At 66.5% G+C, this 18,025-nt stretch carries 21 protein-coding genes; 11 read left to right on the plus strand and 10 right to left on the minus strand.

Annotation, left to right across the window (positions count from 1 at the left end):
- The first annotated feature begins 112 nt into the window (after nt 1-112).
- The 5 genes from uvrC to BOO69_RS03480 all read left to right on the plus strand — a co-directional run bounded on the left by uvrC (nt 113) and on the right by BOO69_RS03480 (nt 4,006).
- Nucleotides 113-1,978, plus strand: coding sequence for an excinuclease ABC subunit UvrC (uvrC, locus tag BOO69_RS03460; RefSeq protein ID WP_071970335.1), 1,866 nt, complete (start codon nt 113-115; stop codon nt 1,976-1,978).
- A 142-nt stretch (nt 1,979-2,120) separates the two neighbouring features.
- Nucleotides 2,121-2,789, plus strand: coding sequence for a CDP-diacylglycerol--glycerol-3-phosphate 3-phosphatidyltransferase (pgsA, locus tag BOO69_RS03465; protein ID WP_071970337.1), 669 nt, complete (start codon nt 2,121-2,123; stop codon nt 2,787-2,789).
- The gene (gene moaD / locus BOO69_RS03470) at nt 2,786-3,031 is read left to right on the plus strand and encodes a molybdopterin converting factor subunit 1 (protein ID WP_071970339.1); all 246 of its coding nucleotides are present in this window, start codon (nt 2,786-2,788) and stop codon (nt 3,029-3,031) included. The genes pgsA and moaD overlap by 4 nt, the downstream gene beginning before the upstream one ends.
- A gap of 3 nt (nt 3,032-3,034) precedes the next feature.
- Nucleotides 3,035-3,481: a molybdenum cofactor biosynthesis protein MoaE gene (locus tag BOO69_RS03475; RefSeq protein WP_071970340.1), complete on the plus strand. Its 447-nt coding sequence runs from the start codon at nt 3,035-3,037 to the stop codon at nt 3,479-3,481.
- A 78-nt stretch (nt 3,482-3,559) separates the two neighbouring features.
- On the plus strand, nt 3,560-4,006 hold the full coding sequence (locus tag BOO69_RS03480) for a universal stress protein (RefSeq protein WP_071970342.1): 447 nt from the start codon (nt 3,560-3,562) through the stop codon (nt 4,004-4,006).
- 26 nt (nt 4,007-4,032) lie between these two features.
- Here BOO69_RS03480 and BOO69_RS03485 read toward each other — a convergent pair whose 3' ends face one another.
- From BOO69_RS03485 to ubiA, 3 genes are all read right to left on the minus strand, one after another.
- Nucleotides 4,033-4,359 (minus strand): hypothetical protein, encoded by a 327-nt coding sequence (locus BOO69_RS03485; protein ID WP_071970344.1) that lies wholly within the window; start codon nt 4,357-4,359, stop codon nt 4,033-4,035.
- A complete protein-coding gene (locus tag BOO69_RS03490) occupies nt 4,346-6,253 on the minus strand; it encodes an OmpA family protein (protein ID WP_071970346.1) in 1,908 nt (635 codons plus the stop codon). The genes BOO69_RS03485 and BOO69_RS03490 overlap by 14 nt, the downstream gene beginning before the upstream one ends.
- 61 nt (nt 6,254-6,314) lie before the next feature.
- Complete coding sequence (gene ubiA, locus BOO69_RS03495) at nt 6,315-7,304, minus strand: 4-hydroxybenzoate octaprenyltransferase (protein WP_071970348.1); 990 nt, start codon at nt 7,302-7,304, stop codon at nt 6,315-6,317.
- Nucleotides 7,305-7,315: 11 nt separating this feature from the next.
- On the opposite strand from ubiA, the gene BOO69_RS03500 reads away from it, so the two are divergent.
- The 3 genes from BOO69_RS03500 (at nt 7,316) to BOO69_RS03510 (ending at nt 10,046) form a co-directional block, all read left to right on the plus strand.
- Entirely contained in the window at nt 7,316-8,038 is a 723-nt protein-coding gene (locus tag BOO69_RS03500; RefSeq protein WP_071973617.1) for a 16S rRNA (uracil(1498)-N(3))-methyltransferase, read from the plus strand.
- A 48-nt stretch (nt 8,039-8,086) separates the two neighbouring features.
- A complete protein-coding gene (locus tag BOO69_RS03505; protein ID WP_071970350.1) occupies nt 8,087-8,614 on the plus strand; it encodes a hypothetical protein in 528 nt (175 codons plus the stop codon).
- Nucleotides 8,615-8,675: 61 nt separating this feature from the next.
- Nucleotides 8,676-10,046 carry a glutamate--cysteine ligase gene (locus tag BOO69_RS03510; RefSeq protein WP_071970352.1) on the plus strand — a complete coding sequence of 457 codons (1,371 nt, stop codon included), beginning with the start codon at nt 8,676-8,678 and terminating at the stop codon, nt 10,044-10,046.
- Here BOO69_RS03510 and BOO69_RS03515 read toward each other — a convergent pair.
- From BOO69_RS03515 to BOO69_RS03540, 6 genes are all read right to left on the minus strand, one after another.
- The gene (locus BOO69_RS03515; RefSeq protein ID WP_237267555.1) at nt 10,036-10,323 is read right to left on the minus strand and encodes a hypothetical protein; all 288 of its coding nucleotides are present in this window, start codon (nt 10,321-10,323) and stop codon (nt 10,036-10,038) included. The genes BOO69_RS03510 and BOO69_RS03515 overlap by 11 nt on opposite strands.
- Nucleotides 10,320-10,928 carry a glycerol-3-phosphate 1-O-acyltransferase PlsY gene (plsY, locus tag BOO69_RS03520; RefSeq protein WP_071970354.1) on the minus strand — a complete coding sequence of 203 codons (609 nt, stop codon included), beginning with the start codon at nt 10,926-10,928 and terminating at the stop codon, nt 10,320-10,322. The genes BOO69_RS03515 and plsY overlap by 4 nt, the downstream gene beginning before the upstream one ends.
- Nucleotides 10,915-12,204, minus strand: a complete 1,290-nt coding sequence (gene pyrC / locus BOO69_RS03525) for a dihydroorotase (RefSeq protein WP_071970356.1) — start codon at nt 12,202-12,204, stop codon at nt 10,915-10,917. The genes plsY and pyrC overlap by 14 nt, the downstream gene beginning before the upstream one ends.
- Before the next feature lie 79 nt (nt 12,205-12,283).
- Nucleotides 12,284-12,715, minus strand: coding sequence for a hypothetical protein (locus tag BOO69_RS03530; protein WP_071970357.1), 432 nt, complete (start codon nt 12,713-12,715; stop codon nt 12,284-12,286).
- A 163-nt stretch (nt 12,716-12,878) separates the two neighbouring features.
- Complete coding sequence (locus BOO69_RS03535) at nt 12,879-13,457, minus strand: hypothetical protein (protein WP_156874853.1); 579 nt, start codon at nt 13,455-13,457, stop codon at nt 12,879-12,881.
- 40 nt (nt 13,458-13,497) lie between these two features.
- Complete coding sequence (locus BOO69_RS03540) at nt 13,498-14,448, minus strand: aspartate carbamoyltransferase catalytic subunit (RefSeq protein ID WP_071970361.1); 951 nt, start codon at nt 14,446-14,448, stop codon at nt 13,498-13,500.
- A gap of 101 nt (nt 14,449-14,549) precedes the next feature.
- Here BOO69_RS03540 and BOO69_RS03545 point away from each other — a divergent pair, with 101 nt between their 5' ends.
- The 3 genes from BOO69_RS03545 to moaB are packed head-to-tail and all read left to right on the plus strand — an operon-like array spanning nt 14,550 to nt 16,475.
- Nucleotides 14,550-15,329, plus strand: coding sequence for a uracil-DNA glycosylase (locus tag BOO69_RS03545; RefSeq protein ID WP_071970363.1), 780 nt, complete (start codon nt 14,550-14,552; stop codon nt 15,327-15,329).
- A complete protein-coding gene (locus tag BOO69_RS03550) occupies nt 15,322-15,936 on the plus strand; it encodes a LysE family translocator (protein ID WP_071970365.1) in 615 nt (204 codons plus the stop codon). The genes BOO69_RS03545 and BOO69_RS03550 overlap by 8 nt, the downstream gene beginning before the upstream one ends.
- Entirely contained in the window at nt 15,933-16,475 is a 543-nt protein-coding gene (moaB, locus tag BOO69_RS03555) for a molybdenum cofactor biosynthesis protein B (protein WP_071970367.1), read from the plus strand. The genes BOO69_RS03550 and moaB overlap by 4 nt, the downstream gene beginning before the upstream one ends.
- 64 nt (nt 16,476-16,539) lie before the next feature.
- Here the strand turns inward: moaB and BOO69_RS03560 are convergent, their stop codons facing one another.
- Nucleotides 16,540-18,024, minus strand: coding sequence for a phosphomannomutase/phosphoglucomutase (locus BOO69_RS03560; protein WP_071970369.1), 1,485 nt, complete (start codon nt 18,022-18,024; stop codon nt 16,540-16,542).
- Between the last annotated feature and the right edge of the window lies 1 nt (nt 18,025).

Genomic DNA, 18,025 nt, shown 5'->3' on the forward strand with positions numbered 1-18,025 from the left:
TTCCGACTGCCACAGAGTTATCAGCAGAATTATCCACAGGTTTAGTGGACATGTTCAACCTTGTCACAGCCCGCCGCCTGTTGCAGGCAAACCGAAGAATCAGGTTACCGCGATGACGAACGAATCAACCGCGCCCCGTCCGGGTCACGAGGTGATCCAGGGCTACCTCAAGACCATCGACACCTCGCCCGGCGTGTACCGCATGCTGGATGCGGAAAGCCGTGTGCTCTACGTCGGCAAGGCCCGCAATCTGAGGGCACGGGTCGGCAGCTACGCGCGGCCGACGGGGCATTCTCCCCGCATTGCCCGGATGATCGCGAATACCGCCTCGATGATGTTCCTGACAACGCGCACGGAGACCGAGGCGCTGCTGCTGGAACAGAACCTCATCAAGCAGCTGAAGCCCAAGTTCAACGTGCTCCTGCGCGACGACAAGAGCTTTCCAAATATCCTCGTGACGACCGGTCACGACTATCCCCAGATCAAGAAGCACCGTGGCGCCAAGAAGGAGAAGGGGGCCTATTACGGTCCTTTCGCCAGTGCGGGCGCGGTCAACCGGACACTGAACCAGCTGCAGCGGGTGTTCCTGTTGCGGGATTGTTCGGATTCCATGTTCGACAGCCGCACGCGGCCCTGTCTCCAGCACCAGATAAAACGATGCAGCGCGCCCTGCGTCGGCAAGATCGGCAGTGAGGACTACCGCCAGTCGGTGCGGGATGCGGAGCGGTTCCTGTCCGGCAAGACGACCGATATTCAGGCGCGGCTCGCCTCGGAGATGGCGGAGGCGTCCGAAGCGATGGAATTCGAGCGCGCGGCGGCCCTGCGCGACAGGATCAAGGCGCTCACCCAGGTGCAGACGGCGCAGGGGATCAACCCCAAGGGCGTGTCCGAGGCCGATATCATCGCGCTGCACATGGACAGCGGACAGGCCTGCGTGCAGGTGTTCTTCATCCGGGCGAACCAGAACTGGGGCAACCGCGACTATTATCCCCGGGTCGGGGCGGACGTGGATGCCGCCGAGGTGCTGGAAGCCTTCATCGGCCAGTTCTACGACAGCCGCGAGCCACCGCGCCAGTTGATCCTGAGCAACGAGATCGAGAACCCGGACCTGATGGCGGAGGCGCTGTCGGGAAAGCTGGGCCGCAAGGTCGAGCTTCTTGTCCCCAAGCGCGGCGAAAAGGCCGAGCTGGTGGACGGCGCCCTGCGCAACGCGCGCGAAAGCCTCGCACGCAAGATGGCCGAGACAGCGACCCAAGGGAAGCTCCTGGACGGTCTGGCCGCGGCCTTTGACCTGCCCGGCCCGCCACAGCGGATCGAGGTCTATGACAACTCTCACATCCAGGGCGCCCACGCCGTCGGCGCGATGATCGTCGCCGGGCCGGACGGGATGATGAAGAACCAGTATCGCAAGTTCAACATTCGCGGAGACGAACTGACGCCCGGCGACGATTTCGGCATGATGAAGGAGGTGCTGCGGCGCCGGTTCAAACGGCTGATCAAGGAAGATCCGGAGCGCAAGGAAGGGCATTGGCCCGAGTTGCTGCTCATCGACGGCGGCGCCGGGCAGGTTTCGGCGGTGGCGTCGATCATGCGCGAATACGGTGTCGAGGACATCCCGATGGTCGGTGTCGCCAAGGGGGTGGATCGCGATGCGGGCAAGGAGGAGTTCCACCGCGTCGGCAAGCGGCCGATGGCGCTGCGCCACAATGATCCCGTGCTCTATTTCGTGCAGCGGTTGAGGGACGAGGCGCACCGCTTCGCCATCGGCACGCATCGGGCGAAGCGGGCGAAGTCCGTCGGGGCCACCCCCCTTGACGACGTGCCGGGTGTGGGAGCGGCCCGCAAACGGGCTCTGCTGGCGCATTTCGGATCGGCCAAGGCGGTCAGCCGCGCGAACCTGAGTGACCTCAAGGCGGTCGAAGGTGTATCCGATGCGCTGGCCGAGACGATTTATGCCTTTTTCCACGACCGTGGCTGACCGGGGGCGCGGCTGTGCAGCCTGCGCATTCACGGCCTCCCCGGTGGCCGTTTTCCCGACCGCCCGACGGGAAAACCGATACCCGGAAAGAGATGCGCGGTTGGTGCTTTCGCGCCTATCGCCTGCAGGGTAGGGTGCGGCCATGAAGTGGAATCTGCCCAATGTTCTGACGCTTCTGCGTCTGGTGGCCGCGCCGGGAGTCGCGGTGATGTTCCTGTACTTTACCCGGCCCTACGCGGATTGGTTCGCGCTGCTGCTTTTCATCTCGGCGGCGGTGACGGACTGGTTCGACGGGTATCTCGCCCGCGCCTGGAAGCAGGAGACAAAGCTTGGCGCCATGCTGGACCCGATCGCCGACAAGGCGATGGTCGTGATCGCCCTGATGGTCATCATCGGCTTTTCAAGCTGGTCGCCTTGGCTGGTCCTGCCGGCGACGCTGATCCTGTTCCGCGAGGTGTTCGTTTCCGGCCTGCGCGAGTATCTCGGCGACGTGGCGGGGACGCTGAAGGTGACCAAGCTGGCCAAGTGGAAGACGACGTTGCAGATGATCGCCATCGCGGTTCTGTTCAGCCAGGGTGTCTTCGAGCATTATCTCGGCATGTCGGTCTTCGGTATGGATGAGGAGACCATTTCGGCCATTCTCAACGGAGAGGTCGAGGACGAGCTGGGATTGTGGTGGAAACTGGCCGGCATGGAATGGGCCGGCCGCATCGGGCTGGTGCTGCTTTGGATCGCCGCGGCGTTGACGGCCATCACCGGGGCCGACTATCTCGCCAAGGCATTGCCGCATCTCAGGGAGGGCAGGCCATGAACGTGTTGTATTTCGCATGGGTGCGCGAGCGGATCGGTCTGCCGCGAGAGACCGTGCAGTCGAGCGCGCGCACCGTCAACGAGCTGGTTGACGAATTGCGCGCGCGCGAGGAACGCTATGCCGCCGCTTTCGAGGACCTGTCGGCGCTGCGGGTGGCGGTGGATCAGGAGCTGGCGGATTTCGATACCTCCCTCGACGGCGTGCGCGAGGTCGCGTTCTTTCCGCCGATGACCGGGGGCTGAAACATGCGTGTCTCGGTACAGTCCGACCCCTTTGATCTCGGCCGCGAGGTTGCGGATTTTGCCACCGCGCGGGCCGACATGGGGGCGATCGTGACCTTCACCGGCGTGGTGCGCGACCTGCCGGACGATCCGCTGGAGGTGATGGAGATCGAGCATTATCCGGGGATGACCGAAGCGGCGCTGACGGAGATGACCGCGCGGGCCGTAGAGCGGTTCGCGCTCGGAGACGCCCTCGTGATCCATCGGCACGGGAAGCTGAAACCGGGCGAGATGATCATGATGGTCGCGACCGCCGCCCCCCACCGCAAGGACGCGTTCGAGGCGGCGGAGTTTCTGATGGATTACCTGAAATCCCGTGCGCCCTTCTGGAAACGTGAGATCACCGCGCAGGGCAGCACGTGGGTGGCGGCCAAGGACGAGGACGAGGAGGCGCTGGACCGCTGGTCCTGACGTCACGCGGTTTGACCCATATCAAGGTTGCGGTGGATGGCCGTGGTATGATGGGGCGAACAAACAGGAGGATTCGAGATGATTAAGTCGATCGTTGTCGGTTTCGACGGGTCCGAGGCGGCGGAACGCGCGCTGAAGATGGGATGTGAACTGGCACTGAAATTCGATGCGCGGCTGGAGATCTGCCACACGCCGCTCGAGGAGACAGTGACCTTCGCCGCGGAGGCGATTTCGGGCTTCTACGTCGGCCCCACGGCGGCCCATGACGAGATGCTGCGCGAAGCGGCGATCAAGGTGGCGGAACGCGCGCGGGGCATCGCGGCAGAGGCCGGCGTGCCCGAGGCGGAAGTGCATATCGGCCACGGCATACCGGCAGAGAACGTGCTGGCGCGGGCCAAGGCGGCAAAGGCCGATCTGATCGTCACCGGGCGACGCGGTCTTGGGGCGGTGAAAGGCCTGTTTCTGGGATCGACCTCGCAGGAGATCAGCAGAACCGCGGAATGCGCGGTGATGACCGTGGCCTGAAACGGCGGCGGCGGAATGGCGGGCGATCAGCCCGCCTGCTGCCGGTCGATGTATGCGCGCATTTCCTCGGCCTCGTGCCGCGCGTCGCGCAAACCGTCCATGGCGGCCCGCAATTCCGCTTCGGTCTGTGCCAGCTGGTTGGTCAGTTCGGCCTCGCGCTGTTGCAGGTAGGTGATTGCCTGGTCGCGCGTTTCTTCTGCCTCGTGCAGTTCCTGGCTCATCTTGTCGAGCTGCGCCACATCGCCCGCCGCGACCCGGGTGAACCGGTGCAGCAGCCAGTTCGCGAACCACCCGAGGCAGAATGCCACGAAGAGGATGATCGCGGTGGCGAGGACGAATTCAGTTCTGCTCATCGGTGGGGCCTTCTTCGACTTGATCCGCCTCTGTATCGCTTGATTGGGCCAGGGATTCCAGCGTTGTTTGCCCCGGCAATTCCACCGTGTCGGGACGGATCAGGCGGAACTCGATGCGGCGGTTGGCCTCGCGTCCTTCTTCGGTCTTGTTGTCGGCCACGGGGTTTTCCTCGCCGTAGCCCTTGGCGGTGAAGGAACTGGTCAGCACGCGCCGGGCGCGCAGTTCGTTCAGCACGGATTCGGCGCGCGACTGCGACAGGGCGAGGTTCATGGATTCGCGGCCTTGGCTGTCGGTATAACCCTGGATCTCCAGCGGCAGGTCGCCGCAGCGTTTCAGAATCTCGGCGATATCGTCCATCGTGCCAAGGGCGCTGGAGTCGATCGTGGCGCTGCCGGGTTCGAAGTTGATCTTGGAAACCTTGACCACTTCCGCGATCTCGGCCTCGCATTCGTCGGGAGTCGGCAGGCCAAGCACGGGGTCCAGCTTTTCCTGGTAGGTGACGTCGATGTCATACTCCGCGCCTTCCCCGAGCTTGTCGGACAGGAGGGAGGCGATCTCGGTGCTGGCGTCCGGGTTGCCGGTGTTGCCGGTGACGGACAGGCTGTCGGGGGTCACGGTGATGGCGCCGTTGGACAGCGCCGCCAATGCCTCGAGCCCGGTCAGAACGCGGGGCGCCCAGCTGTCGGGCAGGTCCTCGTCGATGCGGGCGGCCATGTAGACCTTTTCCGAGCCGAACCGCGCCTTGGCGTAGCTGTCGGCGAGCTCCCGCAGGGCCGCGTCGGTGACACGGCCGCGCAATTGAACCTGGCCCTCCGGACTGAGGGTCGCGAGGAATTCCGGCGGACCGGCGTTGGGATCCTCGACTTCGGGCAGCTTCGCCGTCAGGGCAAAGACTTCGGGAAGGGACGTTTCCAGTTCGCCCACCACGTCGTCGAAAAGGCCCTGGTCGATGCCGGGCTGCGCGATCAGCGTCATGTCGGCGTCCGCCAGCGTCACCGATCCGCCTTCCAGCCGCCGGACGGCGTCGATCCCCTGCAGCACCGCTTCCGACCAGTTCGGGCTCGGCACGCCGAGGCCTACGGTACAGCGGCTGTTCGCGGGGGCGCCGGCGCGTTCGCCGGCAGCGAGGATCCTCGTGCGGGCGGCCTCCGTGTCGGCGGCGCAGGCATCGAAACGCGCGCCGTCGGCGTCGAGTTCGAAGCGCATCGTGAAGGGGGTGATGACCGGACGCGGGGCTGAGATGTCCAGCGTGAGCTTCAGGTTGGGGGGGGCCGCGCGCTTGAGGTCGGCTTCCATCTCGGCCTTGACTTCGGGGCTGTCGGCCATCGCGGTGATGAAGACGCGGCCGGCCTCGATTGATGCCTTCGCACGGGGCAGCCGGGCGATTGCCGTGGTGGCGAAGCCGAGCGCCTCTTCCCAGCCGGCGGGGGCGGGGTAATCGGCCTGTTCAAGCAGGTCGGCGACTTCGGTTCCCCCGGACATCTTCCTGAACCGGCTGATGGCGGCTTCCCGGTCGGTCGATGTCGGAATCAGGCCGATGATGGAAATGCCGCTGTCGTTGCGCAGGACTTCGGCGGAGAATCGGGGCGGCGCGATGGCGGCCTGGGCTTCCACCTCCATGTCGTCGATCACCCGGGCCGCATCGACGATGGAGCCGGCCGTCGTGAGGGCGCGAAAACGCACCGCCTCTGTCGGGGCCATGCCCGACAGGGTGACCTGAAGCCCGTTCGCCTGCACCTCGGCCCATGTCATCCCCTGATCGTCCAACGCATCCCGTACCCCGATCTCCGACGTTTCCTCGATCAGCTTCACCGAAAAATTCGCCGCCACGAGGGCGACGACCGCGGCGGCGACGAAGGTCAGGGTGATGGTCAGGACGGCGGACAGGCGCATGGCTATACTTCGTGATCGTGAACGCTGCCGTCTTGATACGCGCCGGGGGCGGGGCGTGCAATCATGCGAGCAGTGCCGCGCCGAAGAACAGCAGCGGGATCATGCCTGTATCCCTGTTGGCCCGAAACAACTGAAGCATTTTCGAGGAGTTATCCAGATCGAGACCTCGCAGCTGCCAGGCCATGTGCCATCCCATCGCCCAGGGGCCGCCAAGGGCGAGCACCAGTGCCAATACGGAGGCGTCTGGAAGCGCCGAGAAGATCACGGCGAGGCCCATCAGCCCGACAGTCGCCGCCAGAAACCGTCGCAGCCAGTGCGGGCTGCGGTCCCCGAAGAGCCGCGCGGTGGACTTGACGCCGATCAGGGCGTCGTCCTCGGCATCCTGATGCGCATAGATCGTGTCATAGAAAAGCGTCCATGCCATCCCCGCGACGTAGAGCAGCACGGCAGGGGATTCCAGCCGGCCGATGTGCGCCGTCCAGACCAGCAGGGCCCCCCAGTTGAAGGCGAGGCCCAGAAAGATCTGCGGCCACCAGGTGAACCGCTTGGCGAAGGGGTAGATCGTGACTGGAAGCAGGGCCAGCACGCCCAAGCCGATTGCGGTCCAGTTGAACGTGAAGAGGATGCACGCGGCCAGCAGCGCCTGCAGGACCATCCACGCCAGCGCCTGGCGGACCGAGACCTGCCCCGACGGGATCGGGCGGGACCGGGTGCGCGCCACCTTGTCATCGATGTCGCGGTCCGTGATATCGTTCCACGTGCAGCCCGCGCCGCGCATCAGGAAGGCGCCGATGCCGCAGCCCGCGAAGATCCACAGGTCTTCCCATCGCGGCGACTGGTCGTGCAGGATCGCCAGCGCGAGCCCCCACCAGCAGGGCAGCAGCAGCAGCCATGTGCCGATCGGGCGGTCGGCGCGGGACAGGCGCAGGTAGGGGCGCAGGCCCGCGGGCGCGTAGCGGTCCACCCAGTTGTCGGGTGGCGCGTCCGCGACGGTGCCGGTCCCCGGTTGTGCGGTGTCCGGACCATCTGGCGCGGCGGGCTGGTCTTGCATATATGAACCTCATGAGTGCGAAGATCAGGCTGTATGTAGATCACCCGCTGGGGGCGGGGCAAACGGTTCCTTTGGAGCGGGCGCAGGCGCATTACCTCTTCGGGGTCATGCGGCAGACCGTCGGCGGACAGGTCGCGCTGTTCAACGGACGCGACGGAGAATGGCTTGCCGAGGTGACCCGCGCGGGCAAGCGCGACGGCGAACTGTCCTGCCTCGAGCAGACCCGGCCGCTGCGCATGCCCCCCGACCTGTGGCTCTGTTTCGCGCCGATCAAGAAGGCCCGCACCGATTTCATCGTCGAGAAGGCGACAGAGATGGGCGCGGCGCGGATCGTGCCGGTCATGACCGAGTTCACGAATGCGGGTCGGGTCCAGACGGATCGGTTGCAGGCCCATGCGGTCGAAGCGGCGGAGCAATGCGGCGGCACCTACGTGCCCGAAGTGGCGGAACCGGTTCGCCTCGACAGGCTGCTGGACGGATGGGACGGCGCACGCCACCTGATGTTCTGCGACGAGGCGCTGGCCGCCGAGGGGGGCGGTGCCGGTCTGGAGACGCGCGGGCCGTGGGCCATCCTGATCGGTCCCGAGGGCGGGTTTTCCGAGAAGGAACGCGCAAGGCTGGGCCGGTTGGAGGCGGCGGTCGCGGTGCGTCTGGGCCCGCGCATCCTGCGGGCGGACACGGCGGCGGTTGCCGCGCTGACGCTCTGGCAGCTTGCGTTGGGCGACTGGGGCTGAGGGCGGACCTGTGTATTTTTGGAACAATGAAATGAGGGGGCGCGCGTCATGAGGTTCCTGCGCCCGGAGGCAGCCGAAACGCTGTGGCGCTGGCGCGAGGTGATCGCGGGGGCGGCGCTCGGGCTGGTCGGGCTCTGGCTGGTGGCGGGGCCAGGCTTCCTGCTGGCCATTGTCGGTTACCCGGTGATCGCGGGCGGGCTGGCGCTGGTGTGGATCGGCGTTCAGCGGCTGAGGTTCCGCGCCGGGCGGGACGGCCCCGGCGCGGTGCAGGTGGACGAGGGCCAGGTGACCTATTTCGGTCCGCTCACGGGGGGGACCGTGGCCCTGCGCGAACTGGTCAGCCTGCGGCTGGAACGAAACATGTATCCCGCGCACTGGCGGCTCGACCAGCCCGGCCAGTCGCCGCTGCTGATCCCGGTCAACGCGGCGGGATCCGAGGCGCTCTTCGACGCCTTCGCGACGCTGCCGGGCATCCGCACCGAGCGCATGTTGAGCGAGCTTCGGACGGGAGGGGTCGAATCCGTGGTCATCTGGCACCGCGCGCCGGTCACCCCGGCGGTGCGCGTGCTGCATTGACACGCCCTGCCTGATCGCCCATCCCTGACCTTTCAGAGACCTTGTTGCGGAGCCTTCACCCATGTCCATCCCACAGTCCGGCGGCGGCCCGATCGAGCGGCACGAGCAATTGGCCGAATACCTCGCGGCGGGCTGCAAGCCGAAGGACCAGTGGCGGATCGGCACGGAGCACGAGAAGTTCGGCTACTGCAAGGACACGCACAAGCCGCTGCCCTACGAGGGGGAACGCTCGATCCGCGTCATGCTCGAGGGTTTGCGCGACCGGCACGGGTGGGCGCCGGTCGAAGAGGGCGGCAAGCTGATCGGTCTTGAAAAGGACGGGGCCAACGTATCGCTCGAGCCGGGGGGGCAACTGGAACTGTCGGGCGCCCCCGTCGAGACCATCCACGAGACCTGCGACGAAGTGAACAGCCACCTTCGGGAGGTCAAGGACGTGGCCGACCGGATCGGCGTCGGCTTCATCGGGCTGGGGGCCGCGCCGGAGTGGACCCACGAGCAGATGGACCTGATGCCCAAGGGCCGGTACAAGCTGATGAACGATTACATGGGCCGGGTCGGTACCATGGGCCGGATCATGATGCGGCGCACCTGCACGGTGCAGGTCAACCTCGACTTCGGATCCGAGGCGGACATGGTGCGCAAGATGCGCGTGGCGCTGGCCTTGCAGCCTGTCGCGACGGCGCTCTTCGCGAATTCACCCTTCTTCGAAGGCAAGCCGAATGGCTACAAGTCGTTGCGCAGCAGGGTTTGGCGCGATCTGGATGCATCGCGGACCGGCATGTTGCCCTTCGTGTTCGACGAGGGCTTCGGGTTCGAGGCCTGGGCGGAGTATGCGCTCGATGTGCCGATGTACTTCGTCTACCGCGACGGCAAGTACATCGACGCCCTTGGGCAGTCCTTCCGCGATTTCCTCGCCGGCAAGCTGCCCGCCCTGCCGGGAGAGACCCCGACACTGAGCGACTGGGCCGACCACCTGACCACGGCCTTTCCCGAGGCGCGGATGAAGAAGTTCATCGAGATGCGGGGCGCCGATGGCGGCCCGTGGCGGCGGCTGTGCGCGCTGCCCGCGTTCTGGGTGGGGCTGATGTACGATCAGGCGGCGCTGGACGGTGCCTGGGACGTGGTCAAGGGATGGACCGCCGCGCAGCGCGACGGGTTGCGCGTGGCTGCGAGCATCGAGGGGCTTCAGGCGGAGGTTCAGGGCATCCGGATGCACGATGTCGCGCGCGAGGTGCTGGCGCTCTCCGAAGCCGGGCTGAAGGCCCGTGCGCGGCCCGGTGCCGGCGGGCTGGTCCCCGACGAGACCCATTTCCTGAACGCCCTGAAGGACAGCGTCGAAAGCGGCAAGACGCCGGCGGACGAGCTTCTGGACGCCTACCATGGGCCCTGGGGCGGTGACCTGAGCCGCATCTACGCCGATTTCAGTTATTGACCTCGCCCGGGGTCCGGTCGGGGATGAACGTCCGCAGGAACGCGATCACCTTGTCGGCGGTCATCTCGCACGGAAAGAGGCGCGGGCCGCTTTCGAGCAGATAAAAGTTGAGGCTGATGTAGTCGGGGCCACCCAGTTGTTCCGCCACCAGCTTGATCGACCGCCCCCCGTTGAAGGTGCTCTTGCTGGCCACATAGGCGCGTCCGTGGGCGCGGCCTCGTCGGGTGCCTTCGGGCAGGGCGCGCAGCAGACCCGCGACGTCGGCAGGTGGGGTCACGCGGCCTTGCCGATCCTCGGCTCGGTGCCTGCCTTGATCCGCTTGATGTTGCCGCGATGCCGCCAGAAGACCAGCAGGGTCAGCACCGCGCCAAGCAAAAGCGCCTGTCCTGCGCCGAACACGACCATCAGGAACGTGGAGGCAGAGGCGGCGGCGAGAGCGCCCACCGATGAAATGCGGCTGGTCAGCGCGCCAATCAGCCAGGCCGCGCAGCAGCCCAACCCCACGGGCCAGGCCAGGGCCAGCAGAATGCCGAGGAAGGTCGCCACACCCTTGCCGCCGTTGAACCGCAGCCAGACCGGATAGCAATGGCCCAGCATGGCCATCAGGCCGGCAAGCTGCGCCGCATCCTCGCCCGCCATGGCACGCGCCAGCAGGACGGCGACGGCACCCTTGGCGCCGTCCAGCAGCAAGGTCAGTGCGGCGGCAGTCTTGTTCCCGGTGCGCAGAACGTTCGTCGCGCCGATGTTGCCGGACCCGATGGTGCGCAGGTTTCCGAGCCCCATCACGCGGGCCAGAACCATGCCGAACGGGATCGACCCCAGCAGGTAACCCAGGACGCCCCAGAAGATCAGGAGAGCGGTTGAAGTTTCAATGATGGGCATTGGGGGCCTCGAAAACGCAATTGCCTGCAACGTAGGTTTTCAGGACCTTACCCTGCATCCGTGCGCCGTCAAACGGGGTGTTGCGGGATTTCGACCGCAGCGTGGTGCGATCCAGCACGAAGGGCGCGTCGGCATCGAACAGCACGAGGTCGGCGGGCGCGCCGCTGCTCAGCCGGCCGCCCGGCAGGTTCAGCCGCCGTGCCGGGTTGAGCGACAACGCGCGCCAGAGGGTCGGCATATCCAGCATCCCGGCGTGGACCAGCCGCAGCGCCGCGGGCAGGAGGGTTTCCAGCCCCACCGCGCCCGATGCCGCCTCCTCGAACGGCAGGCGCTTTGATTCCTCGTCCTGGGGGGTATGCATCGAACAGATGATGTCGATGAGCCCCGAGGCGACGGCTTCGACCACGGCGATGCGGTCGTCCTCGTCCCGCAGGGGAGGCTTCAGCTTGAAGAACGTACGGTAGTCGGCCACGTCGAGCGCGTTCAGCGTGAGATGGTGCACACCGATGCCGGCAGTGATGTCCAGACCGTTGCGCTTGGCCCGTTGCAGAGCGGGCAGGGCGCGAGCCGTGGTGATCTGGTCCGCGTGGTACTTGGCCCCCGTCATTTCGATCAGCGCGATGTCGCGGTCGAGCCCCATGCGCTCGGCCATGGGCGACACGGCGGGCAATCCCCGCAGGGACGCGAACTTGCCCGACGTGGCTGCGGCGCCCGCGCTGAGGACGGGCTCCTGGGGGTGGGCAATGACCAGTGCGCCAAGGCTGCGGGCGTAGGTCAGCGCGCGGGAGAAGACCTTGGTGTCGGTGACCACATGGTCGCAATCCGTGAAGGCGGCGGCGCCCGCGTCCATCAGGAACCCGATTTCGGTCATCTCCTGTCCCGCGCGGCCCTTCGTCAGCGCGGCCATGGGAACGACGTTGACCGGCGCCGCCTCGTTTGCGCGGCGGGTGACGAATTCCAGCACTTCGGGGCTGTCGATGGCGGGGGTCGTGTCGGGGCGCGTGACCATGGTGGTGACACCGCCCGCCGCCGCTGCCAAGCCGGCGCTGCGATAGCTTTCCTTGTGCCGTTCGCCCGGCTCGCAAACCTTCACGCCAAGATCGACGATGCCGGGGGCGAGGTACTTGCCCCTGCAGTCGATCAGTGTGCCTTCCTGCGGGGGCGTCTCGTCTGCCGAGACGGACACGATGACGCCGTCCCGGACGCTGAGCGTTCCACGGGTCACTCGGCCCGCTTCGGGATCGACAAGCTGGGCGTTGATGAAGTGCAACGTCATGGCGGGCCTTCGTCAGTTGGGTCGGGCGTCTCTTGCCCTAAATCGCTGTCCGAACCAAGGGTCAACTTCGCGGCTGACCTCAGCCGCCGATTTCGCCCCGGCGGGCCGCATCGATCGCCGCGGCGGTCTTGCCGGGAAAGGGCAGGTTCCCCATGGCGATCCGCTGTCCCGACGAGAGTTCGATCACCACACGGCCCCCCATGCGGGTAAAGACGCGGTCGATGTCGGCGAGCGGCACCTGCGCCGTGCCTTCGCCGCTTTCATAGACGAGGTGTCCGGCCTGAAGATGCCAGCGGTCGTATTTCGACCCGCGCCAGCGCAGCGCGTCATCGAAAAGGAAACCGGCGGTGATCAGAACCGCCGTGGGCACCACCCAGAGATAGGTCAGACCGAGAAGGACAGAAAGCAGGGCTCCCAGCGCCACCAGAACGGCACAGGTGATCGTCGCGTTGATCGCCGTGCGTCTGATGAAGACGGCCCGCTGCGGGGCCCAGCTGAGCTCGGGGATCATCAGGCCATCCACACCATGAGCGCGACGACACCGAAGGCGACCAGCAGCGCGATCATGGCGATGCGGCCTGACATCTTGGGATCGGGTTCGGGTTCCTGCATATGTTTCCCCTAGCACCGTAATGCGGTCCAGGGAAGCACCCCTGCGCCGGCCTCGCAGCGCGTCAGGACAGCAGCCACCAGCAGACCAGCATGAGCAGAAGCACCAGACCGGCGATCACCATCACGCTGCCGGGGCGCCCCCGAACGGGTTGCGGCGGTGTCATCGTCGGACTGCCAGAGTAAGGCTTCGCCGCGTCCGACTCCACTTCCAGCCGGGTAGGATCCGGCTGGGTACGTCCGTAGGTGCCGATCAGGGTCAGTTCCGGCGTCGGCGTGAATTCCACCTGCCGCCCCTCGAAGGCGCTGGAGTGAACCAGCAGAACCCAGCCTTCCAGCGCTTTCAGCTTGGTCCGGTCACGGGCGAGATCCGCCTCTTCGGCATCGACGCCGTCGCGCAGGTAGCCGTAAAGGCCGAAATCGGCGAGATCGGCGATCCGGAAGACCTCGACCCCGCGCGGATCCATCTCCTTCAGCCCCAGCGCGTCGGCCTGGGCGTGACGGCTGTTGCGCAGCGACTCCGCCTGGTCCGCCGACATGGAAAGGCTGAAGACGCGCACGACACCGTGCTCATGCGCCGGAACGGTGATGGTGGTCATCTCGTCGGTGTCCGTTGTTCCGGTGGGGGATATTGTCTGGTTCATCCAGTCCAACGCCGCCCGCCTGAAATGGTTCGCGCATCGGTCAGGAAAGTTGACGTGCCGGGGCATTCCCCAGATTTCGCGCCAGAAGGTCCATCGCGGCCATGCGCACGGCCACGCCCATTTCCACCTGGTCCTGGATCACGCTGCGGTTGATGTCGTCGGCCAGCGTGCCGTCGATCTCGACCCCGCGGTTCATCGGGCCGGGGTGCATCACGATGGCATCCGGCGCGGCATGGGTCAGCTTTTCGGCGTCGAGCCCGTACCGGTGGTAGTACTCCCGTTCGGACGGGATGAACCCGCCGTCCATCCGCTCCTTTTGCAGCCGCAACATCATCACGACGTCAACGTCCCTCAGACCCTCAGCCATGTCATCAAAGACTTCGACCCCGAAATCGGCCACGCCCGCCGGCATCAGGGTCGGCGGGCCGATCAGGCGGATCCGGTTTTCCATCTTGCCCAGCAACAGGATGTTCGACCGGGCCACGCGCGAATGGGCGATGTCCCCGCAGATGGCGATGCTCAAGCGGTGCAGCCGCCCCTTGGCGCGGCGGATGGTCAGGGCGTCCAGCAGCGCCTGCGTGGGGTGTTCGTGCCGCCCGTCCCCCGCGTTGAGCACCGCGCAATTGACCTTTTGCGCCAGCAGGTCCACCGCGCCCGACTGCGGGTGGCGCACCACCAGCAGGTCCGGATGCATCGCGTTCAGCGTCATCGCGGTGTCGATCAGCGTCTCCCCTTTCTTGATGGAACTGGCCTGCATCGCCATGTTCATCACGTCCGCGCCGAGCCGCTTGCCCGCGATTTCGAAACTCGCTTGCGTGCGCGTGGAATTTTCGAAGAACATGTTGATCTGCGTCAGCCCGGTCAGGGCATCGGCGTGCTTGTCCGGCTGGCGGTTCAGGTCCGCGTAGGTATCGGCCAGATCCAGCAGGGTAGTGATGTCCGACTGGGACAGATGCTCGATCCCGAGCAGGTGGCGGTGGGGGAAGGACATGGCGGCGCCTCTCGTCATTGTCGCGGCCCTTATAGGGTCGGCCGGGCGGGCGCGGCAAGGTAGGGATTTAGCTTGGCCCATGCGGGGCGTAGGATATGCGCATGGAATCATCTGGATATCATCACGACCTCGCCCTGCTGGAATGGCAGATCGAACTCGGCGCGGTCGAGGCGATCGGCGACGCGCCGGTCAACCGGTACGACGTGCCCGCCGCGCAGGAGAAGACCCGCGCGCCGGCGGTGGCGCCTGCGGCCCCGGCACATGCCGCGCCCGCAGCGGCCCCCGACGCTGTTGCCGTGGCAGAGCAGGCCGCCGCGGCTGCCGCCACGCTTGACGACCTGCGCGCCGCTATCGCGGCGTACGACCACTGCGATCTGAAGAAGGGCGCGCGCAACCTCGTGTTCAGCGACGGCATTCCCGGCGCGCCCGTGATGCTGATCGGCGAGGCGCCGGGCCGGGAGGAGGACCGCGCCGGCAAACCCTTCGTCGGTCGGGCAGGCCAGCTTCTGGACCGGATGCTGGCAGCCATCGATATGGGGCGGGACCGCGCCGATGCGCCGGTCTACATCACCAATGCCCTGCCGTGGCGCCCCCCGCAGAACCGCGACCCCAAGCCCGACGAGATCGCGATGATGCGTCCTTTCCTGTTGCGCCACATCGCGCTTGCGCAGCCCAGGGTGCTGGTGATCGTGGGCAACTGGTCCTGTCAGGCCCTGCTGGGCAAGCGGGGCATCACCCGGCTCAGGGGGAACTGGACGGAAGCCGCGGGTCTGCCCGCGCTGCCGATCTTCCATCCCGCCTACCTGCTGCGATCGCCCGAGTTCAAGCGCGAGACCTGGGCGGACCTGCTGGCGCTCAGAGCGCGACTGTCCCATGGTTGACCCGCTGACCCTGCTGGCGTTCGTGCCGGCGGCACTGGCGCTGAACCTGACACCGGGCGCCGACATGATGTTCTGTCTCGGCCAGGGCCTGCGGTCGGATGGCCGCGCGGCCGTCGCCGCAAGTGCCGGCATCTCGGCGGCGTGCATGGTGCATGTGACACTGGCGGGGCTGGGGCTGGGGGCGGTGGTCGCCGCGCTGCCCTGGGCGCTGGAGGCGATCCGCTGGATCGGCGTCGCCTATCTGCTCTGGCTGGCGGTGCAGACCCTGCGGCACGGCAAGGCGGCGCGGGACGAAGCGCGCGCCCATGGCGTCTGGCAGGCGTTCCGCACCGGGTTCTACGTGAACCTGAGCAACCCCAAGGTGATCCTCTTCGTGCTCGCCTTCGTGCCGCAGTTCGTGCGCCCCGAAGCCGGCCCCGTGCTGGGGCAGTTCCTCGTCTTTGGCGCGGTTCTGGGACTGGGCGGATTCGTGATCAACGCAGGCGTCGGGATTTTCGCCAGCACGCTGGGCCGCAGGCTGGCACGTGGCGGGCGGGTGCTGGGCTATGTCAGCGCGGGCATCTTCGTCGCGCTGGCGGCGCGGCTTGCAATGATGGAGCGGACATGAGCCGGATCGACGACAGCAAGGAATTCATCCCGGTACGAATCGCGGTGATGACGGTATCGGACACGCGCACGCTGGCCGAAGACCGGTCGGGCGACGTGCTGGTCGACCGGATCGAGGCGGCGGGGCATGTGCTGGCCGACCGCCGGATCCTCCCCGACGAGCGAACCGAGATCGCGGACCAGCTCCGTGCATGGTGCGCGGACGAGAGCGTGGACGTTGTGATCAGCACCGGGGGCACGGGGCTGACGGGCCGTGACGTGACAGTCGAGGCGCACCGCGACGTCTACGAAAAGGAGATCGATGCCTTCGGCACCGTTTTCACCATCGTGTCGATGAACAAGATCGGCACTTCCGCCGTCCAGAGCCGTGCGACCGGCGGGGTGGCGAACGGCACCTACCTCTTTGCGCTGCCGGGGTCGCCGGGGGCCTGCAAGGATGCCTGGGACGAGATCCTGGCCCGGCAGCTGGACTACCGCCACCGCCCCTGCAATTTCGTCGAGATCATGCCAAGGCTGGACGAGCACCAGCGCCGGAAGTGATGAGAGGGGCCGGAGTTTTATGAAAACTCCGGGGAAATTCTTTGAAAGAATTTCCGCGACAGGGTCAGAAGGTCTGGTCGTAGTCACCCACGCCGGGTTCGGTTCGGATCACGTCGTCCAGTTCGGCGAAAATGCGGCGCAGCTCGTCCTCGGAGTCCGGGCTTTCGCAGACCACGACCAGGTTCGGCGTGTTCGACGACGCCCGCACCAGACCCCAGGCCCCGTTGTCCAAGATCACCCGCGCGCCGTTCACCGTGACAACCTGATCCACCTTGCGGCCCGCCAGCACGTCCAGGATGGAAAGTTTCTGCACGATCCGGTCGAGGATGGCGTATTTCTCCGTATCCGGGGCGAAAGGCGACATGGTCGGCGTGGCCCATGTCTGCGGCAAGGCCCGGCGCAGGTCCGACATGGACTTGTCGGGGTTGCGGTCCATGAGCTTGCAGATCTCCACCGCGACCCGCATGCCGCAGTCGTAGCCGCGCCCGATCGGCTCGGCCAGGAAGTAGTGGCCCGATTTCTCGAACCCCGCCAGCGCGCCCAGTTCCTTGACCCGGCGCTTCATGTGGCTGTGGCCGGTCTTCCAGTAATCCGCCTTGATGCCGTGCTTCAGCAGCTCGGGATCAGATGCGAAAAGCCCGGTGGATTTCACGTCCGCTACGAAGGTGGCGCCGGGATGCAATTTCGCCAGGTCGCGGGCCAGGATCACGCCGACCTTGTCGGCAAAGATCTCCTCGCCCTCGTCGTCCACCACGCCGCAGCGGTCGCCGTCGCCGTCGAAGCCGAGCGCGAAGTCCGCGCCGGAGGCTTTGACCGAGGCCGCCATGTCGTGCAGCATCTCCATGGCCTCGGGGTTCGGGTTGTAGTGCGGAAAGGTGTAGTCGAGCCTGTTGTGGCTTTCGATCACTTCCACGCCCATGCGGCGGAAGAGTTCGGGCGCGAAGGCCGAGGCGGTGCCGTTGCCGGTCGCACAGACCACCTTGAGCGGCCGCGACACGCGGAAATCGCCCACGAGGTCGTCGAGATAGGCCTCGCGCACCCCTTCGACGAATTCGTAGGAGCCGCCCTCGCGCGTCTCGCCTTCGCCATTCAGCACGATGTCGCGCAGCTCGGCCATCTCGTCGGGGCCGTGGGTGAGGGGCCGTTCAAAGCCCATCTTGACCCCCGTCCAGCCGTTGGGGTTGTGGCTGGCGGTGACCATCGCCACGGCGGGCGCATCGAGGTGGAACTGCGCGAAATAGGCCATCGGCGACAGCGCGGGGCCGATGTCGCGCACCCGGATGCCGGCCTGCATCAGGCCCAGCATCAGGGCGTTCTTGATGGACAGGGAATAGTCGCGGTAGTCGTTGCCGACCGCGATCACCGGTTCGATGCCGCGGCGGTGCATCTGCGTGCCAAGCCCGAGCCCCAGCGCCGTGATGCCCGGCAGGTTGATGTCTTCAGGATATTTCCAGCGCGCGTCGTACTCGCGGAAGCCGGTGGGCGCGATCATCGCGTCGCGCAGGAATGCCCATGTGTTGGGCGTGACGGTCGGAGCGGGGCGCGGCATG

It is taken from the genome of Sulfitobacter alexandrii (assembly GCF_001886735.1).
GTDB lineage: Bacteria > Pseudomonadota > Alphaproteobacteria > Rhodobacterales > Rhodobacteraceae > Sulfitobacter > Sulfitobacter alexandrii.